This is a genomic window from Kocuria sp. CH-021 (genome assembly GCF_049716185.1).
In the GTDB taxonomy this organism is placed as follows: domain Bacteria; phylum Actinomycetota; class Actinomycetes; order Actinomycetales; family Micrococcaceae; genus Kocuria; species Kocuria cellulosilytica.
Window position 1 is genome coordinate 1 of record NZ_JBNAFK010000023.1, and the last position, 11,768, is coordinate 11,768.

Consider the following 11,768-nt stretch of genomic DNA (forward strand, 5'->3'; position numbering starts at 1 on the left):
AGGGCGATCCACGTACTCTGCATAAGCGGGGCCCCGGTCACAAGACCCAGGCACCGCCTACCCCCATAGCGTCTGAGACCGCCGCGCCCTTCGCGGGCCGCACCCCGGCGGACCGTGCCCGAACGACTAGACTGACCGCGAACGCCTCCGCGGCCGCCCGTGACCGGCCGCCTCCCACCGCCAGAAGGATTGGAACCATGGCCAACCGAGCCCAGTCGTCCACCAGCGTCTCGGAGGACGCCTCGCCCCGCGCTCGCAGCGGCGGCGCCGCCGTCCGCTCCCACTCGGGCCAGGGCCGCACGGTCAACAACCTCGTCTTCCTCGTGCTGTGCATGGCCATCATGATCGGCAGTTTCATCGCCTTCGCCAGCTACCCCAACAGCCCCCTGGTCTGGATCATCGGCCTGGGCCTCTACGCCCTCGCCCTGCTCGTGCCGGTGGGCATCCTGCAGACGAGCACCGCCAAGAGGGCCGAGGGTGGGCGCACCCTGGCCATGGACGTCCCCCCGACCACGGAGGTCGCCGGCACCCCCACCACCGCCGAGAGCTTCCCGGACCGGCCCCGGGACATCGGCGCCCGGGACGCCGAGGTCCGCTCGGAGCACAAGGACGACACCCTGGGCAAGGCCACCCAGTAGCCCTGCCCGCACGACGACGCACGGCCCCCTTCCGCGACCTGCGGGAGGGGGCCGTGCGCGTTCCCGGCAGGAGCCGTCCGTGCTCACGGGGAGGGTCCGGGGTGTCGGCCCGAACGACTAGACTGGACGCGAATGCATCGCGGCCCGCCCGTGGCCGGCCGCCCCCAGATCGCCAGAAGGATGGGAACCATGGCCAACAGAGCTCCGTCGTCCACCAGCACGTCCGCGACCGGAGCGTCGACCGGCCGGAGCGGCGGCAGCGGCGCCGCCGTCCGCTCGCACTCCGGTCAGGGACGCACGGTCAACAACCTCGTCTTCCTCGTGGTCTGCATGGCCATCATGATCGGCAGCTTCATCGCCTTCGCCAGCTACCCGAACAGCCCCCTGGTCTGGATCATCGGCCTGGGCCTCTACGCCCTGGCCCTGCTGGTGCCGGTGGGGATCCTGCAGTCCAGCACCGCGAAGCGGGCCGAGGGCGGGCGCACCGTCGCCATGGACGTCCCCTCGACCACCGAGGTGCCCGGTGTGGACCGCACCGCCGCCGCGTTCGACGACGGCCCGCGGGACGCCCGCGAGCGTGACGCCCGCACCGCCGCCGTCCACCACCACGACAAGTACGGCAAGGCCACCGAGTAGCGCTTCGTCCGCCAGCTCGCGGACAGCTCACAGGCCGACGACGAACATCCTCTTCCGCGCGGGAGCGGCCGTTCCTTCACTCCGCGGACCGCCGCCAGCCCCTCTCCATCACGGATACCTTGTGGTCACGCGGCGTGAAGCCGGTCGCCCGGATCTTCGACAGGTCCAGAGAGCTGTTCGCGGGACGGGGCGCCACTCCGGTGCGGCTCCCAACATAATCGGTCGTGGACACCGGAATGACCCGGTCAGGGTCCGCACCGACGGCCTCGAAGACCCATCGTGCGATGGTCGCCCACGACGCCGGGGTCCCCGCGCCGGTCAGGTGATACGTTCCAAAAGGAGCGGCTGTGTCCACGAGATGCAGTATGCCTTCGGCCAGGTCCTCAGCAAACGTCAGACGACCGACCTGGTCATTGACGACCCTTGGATCGACATCCTGTGCGGCGAGTCGTTCCATGGTCATCACGAAATTGGGGCCGCGGCCAATCACCCAGCTGGTGCGCACCAGCCAGTGCCGGCGCACGGACGTCGCGGCGGCCTCCCCTGCGGCCTTCGACTGGCCGTATACGGACAACGGAGCGACCGGGGAGTCAACGGAATAAGCCCGTTCCAGAGGCAACCCGCCATCGAAGACGTAGTCCGTGGACACGTGCAGAAACGGAACGTTCGCCGCTCCGCAAGCGGCGGCCAATGCGGACACGCCGGTGGAGTTCACCGCCCAGGCCGCCGATCGGCCGGTCGGCGCCTCTGCTTCGTCGACCGCCGTATACGCTGCCGCGTTGACCACCGCGCGATAACGGCGCAGACCGTTCCCACTTCGGATGTCTTCGCCCCATGCGGGCGGGTTCGAAAGGTCCAGCACGTCCCTGCCGACGGCCTGATACGGCATCGCCTTGGCCTCGAGCAGATCGACAAGGGCTCGACCGAGCTGGCCGGTAGAGCCCACTACGAGAATTGGCGCCGGAACGAAAGGTTCTACCGACCCCAGACGCGGGTGGTTCAAATCCTTGTCGGACAGTTCCACGTCGACCAGGGGAATCGGCCAGCCGATGGCCACTGTTTCGTCGGCAAGGTTGAGGAAACGGTAATCGCCTTGGTTGTCGACCGACCAATGGTCGTCCACGAGGTAGGTGTACGCGGTTCCATCTGCCAATGTCTGGAAGGCATTGCCGACACCGCGGGGAACGTAGATCGCGGTGTCCGGTCCGACCTCGCGAGTGACGACACGACCGAAGGTAGCTCCCTGCCGGAGATCGACCCATGCCCCAAAGACCCGCCCCTGGGCAACGGACACGTATTTGTCCCAAGGCTCGGCATGAATGCCCCGGGTGGTGCCCCTGCTGCCGTTGAAGGAAATGTTGTTCTGCACCGGCTCGAAGTCCGGCACCCCAGCCGCTACCGCCTTCCTGCGCTGCCAGTTCTCCTTGAACCACCCTCGGTTGTCCGCATGTACCGGGAGGTGAACCACCAGTAGACCCGGGATGGCGGTGGTTTCCACCTGTGGGTCAGAACCGCTCACTGCTCTGCCTTCGCGTACTTGGCCTCCGTGCTGGCCTTGACCGGTTCCCACCAGTCTCGGTTCTCGGTGTACCACGTGATCGTCTGCTTCAGTCCTGCGCGGAAATCCGTGAACCGGGGGACCCAGTCCAGCTCGTCACGCATGCGGCGCCCATCGATGGCATAACGCAGGTCGTGACCGGCGCGGTCACGGACCTGCTCGAAGTCGTCCTCGTCCTGCCCCATCAGCCGGAGAATCATCCGAAGCACCGTCATATTGTCCTGCTCTCCGTTCGCACCGATCAGGTACGTACGACCCGAGACGCCGGCCTCCAGAATTCGAAGGACTGCACGTGAATGGTCTTGGACGTGGATCCAGTCCCGGACGTTCGCGCCCTCGCCGTAGAGCTTAGGGCGGACTCCATCAAGTATGTTGGTGATCTGCCGCGGGATGAACTTCTCCACGTGCTGGTATGGGCCATAGTTGTTGGAGCAGTTGCTCAGTGTGGCTTCGACCCCGAAGGAGCGCACCCAGGCCCGCACCAGAAGATCCGAGCCGGCCTTCGTCGCAGAGTAAGGGCTCGAAGGGTTGTAGGGAGTAGTCTCGGTGAACTTCACTGCATCATCGAGCGGAAGGTCTCCGAACACCTCGTCGGTCGAGACGTGGTGGAAGCGCACCCCGTGCTTGCGCACGGCTTCCAGAAGCGTGTAGGTCCCGATGAGGTTGGTGTGCACGAAGGGCCACGGATCCTCGAGCGAGTTGTCGTTATGGGACTCCGCTGCGAAGTGGACGACGATGTCCGCCTCGGCCACCAGCCCCTCGACCAGCACAGCATCCGTGATGTCTCCGACGACGAGTTCGCATCGACGAGGATCGAGTCCTGCGAGCGAGGCAGCGTTGGCCGCATACGTCATCTTGTCCAGGACGGTCACACGGTGGTCGGTCGCCGACAACGCGGTCCGCACGAAATTGCATCCGATGAAACCGGCTCCCCCGGTCACGAGAAGTCTCCCCATGGTCACAATCGTACGACTTGGGCAATTCCACCTGCCGAATGATGTCTCCGATGCTGAGATAGGGACCATGAAGGGAATCATTCTTGCGGGGGGCACAGGGAGCCGCCTCCATCCGATCACACAGGGCATCAGCAAGCAGCTCGTTCCGGTCTACGACAAGCCGATGGTCTACTATCCGTTGTCCACGCTGCTGCTCGCGGGCATCCGCGACGTACTGGTCATCACCACCCCGGATGACGAGCCTCAGTTCAAACGGCTGCTCGGCGACGGGTCGCGGTTCGGCATCTCGCTCAGCTATGCCGTTCAGCGCAGTCCGGACGGGCTGGCACAGGCATTCACGCTGGGGGCCCAGCACATCGGAGACGATCCGGTTTGCCTGGTACTGGGCGACAACATCTTCTACGGTCCCGGTCTCGGCACCCAGCTCCGGCGCTACACCGATGTCTCCGGAGCTGCCATCTTCGGATATCGGGTCGCCGATCCGACCGCCTACGGAGTGGTCGAGTTCGATGACGATCGCCGCGTCGTCTCGATCGAAGAGAAGCCGCTTCACCCGCGCAGTCCATATGCGGTTCCAGGCCTCTACTTCTACGACAACCAGGTGGTGGAGTTAGCGCGAGGGCTCAGTCCCTCTGCCCGGGGCGAACTGGAAATCTCCGACCTCAATCGGATCTACCTGGAGCGCGGGGAGCTGCACGTAGAAATTCTCGACCGAGGCACAGCTTGGCTCGATACCGGAACGTTCGACTCCCTGGCCGATGCCTCGGCTTTTATCCGCACCGTACAAGCGCGTCAAGGCATGTCGATCGGCTGCCCCGAAGAGGTGGCCTGGCGCATGGGCCTGCTGACGGACGGTGAACTGGAAGAACGCGCAGCGGGTCTGGTCAAGAGCGGCTACGGACGGTATCTCCTGGGTCTCATTGACGAACGGAACTCCCTGCAGGTCATCCGCTGACCCGGCGTGAGCCGCTTGTACTCACTGTGCACGTAGCCGCAAGCGCCCAGGACTAGCCCGAGTCCTCTTGCCACGGTCCGGGCACCCTTGGCTTGGTGATCCATACGGCCGACGGCTGTTCCCCACCCCGCCCTGGCGGTTCCGACGACAAGGCGCAGCGTACCTCGGCCGACGAGGACAACCCGGTGCCGAAGACGCTCGCCGCCGCTCTCCGCAAGCTCCAACGAGACCCGACTCCAGGTGTTCCCGCTGCTCAGTGCGCGCTGGAGGACCCACCCACGAGTGGAGCGGGCCACAGGCACCACATCGGTGACGAGCGCTTGATCGTTCCACTCCATCGTTCCGCCCAATCGAGCGAGTTGCCGGGTGAACAGCGTGTCCTCGCCCCCCGAGAGACCGAAGGCAACGTCGAAACGCAGGCCCTGGCGGTCCACCCAGTTCAGATCCAGGAGGAGGTTGTTGGTGGCGGCCACGTCCACACGCGTGCCCGTCGGAAGTCGGCGACGTCGGAAGAAGTCACCGGAGGCCACCCAAATGGGCAATGGCATGTCGAAGCTGGAGACCACAGGCCCCACCACAGCAGTGGCACCGGACCTCCGCCAGTGGCTCACCAGGGTGTCCAGCCAGTCCGGTCCGGGTCGTTCGTCATCGTCGATGAAGACCACCGCCCGCGCGCCACGCGACTCGTCGAGCGCGCGGTTGCGAGCTGCCGCGATGCCGGGCTCCGGCTCGTGGATGTAACGGACCGGCCCGTCCACGGCTGTGACTGTGGCACGAGCCTGCCCGTCCGGGTCGTTGTCCACCACCAGGACCTGGGATGGATAGCAGGCGCGCGACACCTGGTCCACCAGCAGCGGAAGGAGTGCTTCCAGATCCCGTTGGCGCCGGTACGTCAGAACTGCAACGACCACCATCCCGACGGTGCCCGCGAACTCGGTCATCCTGTAAACCCCAGATTCCCTGGGGTCCTGTAACGGCAAGCGTCGACCGCATGTCCACTCTCGACGATCACGGTCGACTGTTCCTCAGCTGGTCCAGGGGCGGGGTGCCCAGCATTGCCAGGGCTGCTCTGAGCGTGGTTGACGAGGTGTGAACGGTATATGGAAAGTACACGACCTGCACGCCGACCCCGGCGAACCGTTCCTCGAGCGATAGTCCCCGCGGCGTCCCCCTCCAGTCGTCTCCCTTGAAGAAGATGTTGAACCGGAGCTCACGCCACGTCTCGAGTTTGTCGGGTACGGTCTCGACGTGCACCTGGTCCACGCAATCGATGTGCCTCACGATCTCGGCCCGCTCCTCGGCGGGGACGACCGGCAGGCGACCCTTCGACCGCACCAGCATCTCATCGGACACTACGCCGGCAATCAAATGGTCGCACCGTCGCTTGGCCTGTTTGAGAATGTTCAAGTGCCCGACATGAAACAGATCGAAGGCCCCGGCTGCGTATCCCACCACTGGTCCATGGCTCGACATTGCATGTTCGGGCGCGGCCATCTCCACGTCCTGTCGGCTTGGTGTCCGCTCGAGGTCGCCGGCCCCTGCGGGCGTGCCAGGGTCTGCGGCGACCCCCGCGGTGTGGACCGGCCTGTTCCTGGTCTCTGCGCTCATCGATCTCATCGGGGAAGCCGTCCCATGTCGCGGAACCACTTCGGCAGGGCCAACGCCGTGTGCCCGGCAGTCGCCACGAACAGGACGGTGTAGACCGCCATGAAGAGTTCCGGCCAACCCAACGTCAGGAATGCCAGGCATAGGACGCCGTAGTCGGTCGGCAGAACCAGGAGTGAGCGTGACCAGCGGAACTGCCCCGGTTGGCGCAGGCGGACGCCCGCAATTTGCTTGAGCGAGTCGTTGAGAATCATGGCGAAGAAGGAGGCGTTGGCCACGACCAGGTAACCCAGGGGGACCAGACACCACACGAGACTGTCCAGGGCGAAGAACCGAACAGCGGCTATCGTCACAACGATGTGCAGGATGGACGTCTTTATGCAGTCCACGACATGGTCCAACCATTCCCCTACCGCTGACCCTCCCCCACGCAGTCTGGCCACCTGTCCGTCGGCGGAATCGAGGGCATACCCGAGGAAGAGCAGGAACCACACCACGGGGCCCGTCCACCACTCGGGAGGGACGAGACCGACCACGGCCAGTCCGGAGAAGGTGAAACAGGCGCTGATCAAGGTCACGTGATTGGGGGACAGACCCGTCCGATGCGCCCAAGCCGCCAGATAACGTCCTGCGGGGCGGTTGACGAGTAGCGAATACGCGGGGGCGCCGGCAGCACGGCCCTTTTGGGCCGAGCTCAGCCGGGCGACCGTCTCCCGATAGCTTTCCATCCTGGGGGAACGGCGAGTGTCCGTCACTGCTGCCGCACCTCCCCGTTACGCAGACCGAACTGATGACTCGGTGCTCCGGATTCGGGCGCCACTTCGGTGGCACTACGTTCGCCGCTCCACGCAATTCCGTCCGAGCGTCGTCTGCCATTCGACCGGCCCCGCGTCGACCATCCTGCGGCAAGATCAGCGGCCAACCGCTCGTAGCCATCCGTGACCGTGTTCCAGTCGTACTGGACGGACGCCCGTTGCCGGAGACCGGCGCCGATCCGTTGAAGTTCGCCGGGCGCAGTCGCCTCCATCTCCTCGAAGAGCTGCGTGAGTTCGTCCTCGGTCTTGAAGTACCGACCGAGGTGGTCGAGCACCCCTCGGTTGAACACGACGTCGAACGCCAGGGTGGGAGTTCCTGCTCCCATTGCCCGCAACAACGATGGATTCGTCCCCCCTACCGAATGCCCGTGAACGTAGCTCAGAGCGTTCCCGTAGAGCTGATCCAGCAGCTCCTGGTTCCAGATGCCGCCCACCAGCCGGATCCGAGGGTCGGCGGTAGCCGTCCGGCGGATGGCATCGATGTACTCCGCAGCGTAGGGAGCAGTGCCGACGATCACGAGCGGACGTGTCGATCGGCTGCGGGTATAGGCGTTGACGATGAGATGAACGTGGTTCTCGGGCTCCATGCGGGCGACGACGAGATGGTAGCCGAAGGGAGAAAGCCCTACGGCTTCGACGACGGACCCGCGCACGTCGTTCAGCACAGGTGCTCCATAGGTCAGCAAAGTGGTGTCCGCGCCGAACTCGTGCCGGTAGTAGTCTTGGATGCCCTCGGCGTCGGCGATGAGCGCGTCCGCCCCACGGACGGCGAGCAGTTCCGCCATTCGGTAGTAGGCCCTGCCATGGCGTCCCCATTTTCCGCGTTTCCACTCAAGGCCATCGACGTGGACCGCCACCGGAGTTCCCCCGGCCCGCAGCACCCTGAGCAAGGGCGAATTGGCGGCGTTGAAAACAAAGTTGACGTCCGTTTTCCGGTGCCACAGGTGGTGTACTGAGGACACGGCAGTGTGGCTGAGCGTCTCGAAGCTCTTGAGACGCAGAGCCGGAAGATGAATCAGCTCCATGCCGCGATACGATCCCAGTCCGCCGGTCGCGCCTGCCCCCACCGACTGCGCTGCGTTGCCACGCCGACAGTACACGGTGACCTGATGTCCCCGTTCCACCAGTCGAGCTCCGATCTCCTCGACGGCTGTCTCGAACCCTCCATAGGCTGCGGGGACGCCCCGGGTCCCGACCATCCCCACGTGCAATGGCCGCCATACTTTTCCTGATCCCTCTCTCGAACCGTTCACCACGTACATTCCCCCCTTGTCGTCCTCGTTTTCGCGAGTGGCTAGGGCGGGGCTCGGCGTGCCTCTTCGTTGCGCGGCACGCTCCTGCCGAGCAGGGCGGGCTCTCTGAGCCCGCCCTGCTCCTCCATGCCTTCGAACCCATTCGTTCGGGCAAGACCACCCCTCCGTCGGATCCGTTCCCCCCAGAACGGTCCTGTCGTGAGTACTATGCACCAACCTCCATGTTCACGTCTGAGGCTTGCGTACCGTGAAGCGGTCCAAGAACAGTTTCCCCGGACCGTTGGTACTACTGCCCGAGATGTAGTACCGCACGCCGACGCCGCCCGCACGTTGGAGTTCAGCCGTGGAGTTGGTCGTGGACAACGTCCAGTCCGTGGGTTCTGTCGTTCCCGTCTTCCAGATCTTCATCCGTAGCGTTGTGGGATTCGTCCCCGTTGTGGAGAAACGGAGCGAGATCTTGTCGTTCGCCGCGTACGTCAGATTCGGAACCTTGACCGAAGCCACTGTCTGCTCGTTGCCATCGATGGACACACCCAATGAGGCGTAGACACTCCCCGAGTTCAAGACTCTGGCAGTAGCCCTGTATTCGTCGCCCGCGCCCAGCCGACTGCGCAGGGTCCAGTACCCGCCGTTGCCTGTGGGAGCCGGATCCAGCGCAGCGATCCCCGTCATGTCCGTGTCCGTCTGAGCGTCCAGACCTGTCACGGTCGCCGTGCCGGACTTCCCGGCGGTGGTCCAGGACACCACGCCGTGGCCGTTCTCAGTGGCGAACGTGATACCTGTTCCCCCGGAAGTGCTCCATGTCAGTCCCGTTCCCGGGGAAGCCCAACCGGTACCGGTGCGGTCGAAGGTATCATCGATGAGGATCGATCCATCCGTGGGTTCCTCGGGTTCCTCGGGGGGCGTGCCGCCAACCACGTCCACCGTGACCGGTGCCGACGCAGCCGTGTTCCCTGCGGCATCGGTGGCGACGACCTGGTACGTGTGCTCACCCTCCGTCACGGACCCATCCTGATAGGCCATGTTCGGCTGGGTGTAGAAACGGCTCTTGCCCTCCACCGTCCCGACAGGTGTGGTGGTGTTCCCATCCCGAATCACTTTGTACTGAAGGGTGTCGTGATCTTGGTCCCAGTTGGCCCGCCACGTCAGGTTGACTTTGCCGGCTTCCGGCGAGGTGGCCGTCACCGGGAAGTTCTGGCCCGACAACCGCGGTCCTCGTTTGTTGGGCGCGGTGTCGCGCATGGCGAATCTCACGAGCCCCTGTTGCCCCACTCCATTGACCCGGGTGAACTCGCCACCGTAGAGCAGGTACTTGCCGTTCGCTGCGATCGTCCACGGACCTTGGTTCTGCCCCGTGTAGCTGCCGATCGACCAATCGGGGAACCAGTTGAGCAGGCTGGGCGCGGGTCGGCCTCCGAAGTTGGTGTAGCCGCTGGATGATGGTTCCGCGGCGAGCACCCCCGTCGTCTCGGTGGAGAAGGCCAGGCTGTGGTGATGGGTTCGCGGATTGGTCTCCGGGAACCCGCGCACGCCGGAGCAGGAGTGCGGGTGGCCCGCCACGTAGACGACACCCATGTGTGGAAGGGCGGAGTGTGAGTCCCCGTGGCAGTCTTCGAGCCAGTTGATCGAGCCGTCGTTCCACGACGCGGAGAAAGCGCCCTCAAAGTTCGACTCGGCTCCTGCGTCCCAGCCGCTGCCGTAGACCGCTGTACCGTCCGTGGACAGGGAAGAGATCCCACCGGTCTTGTAGTTGCGCACGACGGACCCCACGGCCCACGGCATCGAAGAGCCGTCCGCCGTACTGAGGAGCCCCATGCCCAGCCCGGGGTTCGAAGAGCCGTTGAGGGTGGCGAAGCGTCCGCCCACTGCGATCCGGCTGCCGTCCGGGGACAGGGCAAGTGCTTCCACTGCGTTGTCCGCAACAGGAGCCCAGTTTCGCAGTGCTCCGGATCTCGCGTCCACGGATGCGATCCGACTTCGGGACTGGTTACCGACTGCGTTGAACCACCCGCCGAAGTAGACCGTTGAACTGTTGGCGACGACGGTATCGACCCGGCCGTTCACAACTGGACGGAAGGCGGTGTCGACGGCCCCGGTCGCTGGGTCGATGGCCGCGAGGCGCGTGGCACTGACACCATCGATCTGCGTGAAGTTTCCACCGATGTAGAGTCGGGAGCCGTCCGGGCTGGCCGCCACGGTCATCACCTTCGCATTGGGCGTGGGGGCGAACGAGTCGACCAGCAGACCCGTCGTCATGTTGTAGGCGAGGATGTGGGTCCGCCGGACCGTTTGTTGCCCGGCCGGCGCGCCTGCGGGCCGTGCCGTGCTGAAATCCCCCACGGCATAGACGATGTCCCCGATGACGGCTTGTTCCCACACCACGCCGTCGATCTGGACCGTGGGCAGTGCGTCCGCTGAGACGGTCGCATTCGTATCGGTCGCGGCGGCCGCCGTTGTGACTTCGGTGTCCGCCAGTCCCGCGCCCACCGACAGCAGAAATGCCAGGCAGGTGGCCAGGAACCCACGACGATGTGCTCGCCGTCCGGGGCGTCCGGCGGCGGCGGTCGTTGTTGGTTCGCGTGTCATTGTCCGGCCCCCCCGTTGTCGACGACCCCGGTGAAGACGGCAGCGGGGTCCGACTGCCTGTAGTCGAAGGTGATGGTGAGCTCGCTCCGCTTGTCCTCGGGCACGAGGAATGTGTACGAGCCACTGACCTCGCTCCCCGCTGCGATGACAGCCGGCACTGCTTGGTCGTCCTGCTGCGGCGAGATGTCGGCGGGAGTGTCCTCCGGACCGTAGGTGAGCGTCATGGTGCCGCCACCCGGGGCACGTACCGGACGTCCCGTCTCATTGCGAACGGTTACTGTGACCGTGACGGCCGGTCCGCTCATCATGCCGGGGCCCAGGGCGTTCGACGCTGTCGCACGGATTTCCTCCACCGCCACGGTCAGACCCGCAGCGGGCTCCACCGTCTTGGCCCGTGCTACGGGGGGCAGCGTTCGGCGAGACTCGCGGCCGTTGCCGGTGTCGTTGGCCGGGGGCGCGGGCACAACGGCGGTCCTCCTGACGGCACTGGGATTCTCCGGCTCGTGCGTTGTGGCTTGGACCACGCCGAAGCCGCCGACGACGACCATGACCCCGGCGGAAGCAACTGCGAGCGCTCGCACGCCTGCTCGGCCTGACAGGGACTCACCGGTTGCTGAGCGGCGGGATCTCCGATGGTGTGGTTGCATGCCGACAGCCCTCCCGTGAGTGCGACTGTTCGAGGAGGTCTGCCGCCGTCACGCCGGGGAACCGGCGCACGGCATCAACGCTTCTGCAGCCGCTTTTCGTCGATGTCGTCACTGCGGGG

The 11,768-nt window shown here is 65.4% G+C and carries 11 protein-coding genes; 3 read left to right on the forward strand and 8 right to left on the reverse strand.

Going from position 1 to position 11,768, the window contains the following annotated elements; genetic code table 11:
• Positions 1-197: 197 nt before the first annotated feature.
• Positions 198-638, forward strand: coding sequence for a hypothetical protein (locus ACPYN7_RS15310; protein ID WP_058873403.1), 441 nt, complete (start codon positions 198-200; stop codon positions 636-638).
• 189 nt (positions 639-827) lie between these two features.
• Entirely contained in the window at positions 828-1,274 is a 447-nt protein-coding gene (locus tag ACPYN7_RS15315) for a hypothetical protein (protein WP_424348203.1), read from the forward strand.
• Positions 1,275-1,350: 76 nt separating this feature from the next.
• On the opposite strand, the gene ACPYN7_RS15320 is transcribed toward ACPYN7_RS15315, so the two are convergent.
• A complete protein-coding gene (locus tag ACPYN7_RS15320; protein ID WP_424348204.1) occupies positions 1,351-2,772 on the reverse strand; it encodes a sugar nucleotide-binding protein in 1,422 nt (473 codons plus the stop codon).
• Positions 2,773-2,789: 17 nt separating this feature from the next.
• Positions 2,790-3,788 carry a dTDP-glucose 4,6-dehydratase gene (gene rfbB / locus ACPYN7_RS15325; protein WP_424348205.1) on the reverse strand — a complete coding sequence of 333 codons (999 nt, stop codon included), beginning with the start codon at positions 3,786-3,788 and terminating at the stop codon, positions 2,790-2,792.
• 67 nt (positions 3,789-3,855) lie between these two features.
• On the opposite strand from rfbB, the gene rfbA reads away from it, so the two are divergent.
• Complete coding sequence (rfbA, locus tag ACPYN7_RS15330) at positions 3,856-4,743, forward strand: glucose-1-phosphate thymidylyltransferase RfbA (RefSeq protein WP_424348242.1); 888 nt, start codon at positions 3,856-3,858, stop codon at positions 4,741-4,743.
• Here rfbA and ACPYN7_RS15335 read toward each other — a convergent pair.
• From ACPYN7_RS15335 to ACPYN7_RS15360, 6 genes are all read right to left on the reverse strand, one after another.
• Positions 4,683-5,684 carry a glycosyltransferase family 2 protein gene (locus ACPYN7_RS15335; RefSeq protein WP_424348206.1) on the reverse strand — a complete coding sequence of 334 codons (1,002 nt, stop codon included), beginning with the start codon at positions 5,682-5,684 and terminating at the stop codon, positions 4,683-4,685. The genes rfbA and ACPYN7_RS15335 overlap by 61 nt on opposite strands.
• Positions 5,685-5,751: 67 nt before the next feature.
• On the reverse strand, positions 5,752-6,216 hold the full coding sequence (locus ACPYN7_RS15340; RefSeq protein ID WP_424348243.1) for an adenylyltransferase/cytidyltransferase family protein: 465 nt from the start codon (positions 6,214-6,216) through the stop codon (positions 5,752-5,754).
• 140 nt (positions 6,217-6,356) lie between these two features.
• Positions 6,357-6,926 carry a CDP-alcohol phosphatidyltransferase family protein gene (locus ACPYN7_RS15345; protein ID WP_424348207.1) on the reverse strand — a complete coding sequence of 190 codons (570 nt, stop codon included), beginning with the start codon at positions 6,924-6,926 and terminating at the stop codon, positions 6,357-6,359.
• A 173-nt stretch (positions 6,927-7,099) separates the two neighbouring features.
• Positions 7,100-8,425: a DUF1972 domain-containing protein gene (locus ACPYN7_RS15350; protein ID WP_424348208.1), complete on the reverse strand. Its 1,326-nt coding sequence runs from the start codon at positions 8,423-8,425 to the stop codon at positions 7,100-7,102.
• 216 nt (positions 8,426-8,641) lie between these two features.
• Positions 8,642-11,002, reverse strand: a complete 2,361-nt coding sequence (locus tag ACPYN7_RS15355; RefSeq protein ID WP_424348209.1) for a PKD domain-containing protein — start codon at positions 11,000-11,002, stop codon at positions 8,642-8,644.
• Positions 10,999-11,550, reverse strand: coding sequence for a hypothetical protein (locus ACPYN7_RS15360; RefSeq protein WP_424348210.1), 552 nt, complete (start codon positions 11,548-11,550; stop codon positions 10,999-11,001). The genes ACPYN7_RS15355 and ACPYN7_RS15360 overlap by 4 nt, the downstream gene beginning before the upstream one ends.
• Positions 11,551-11,768 lie beyond the last annotated feature (218 nt).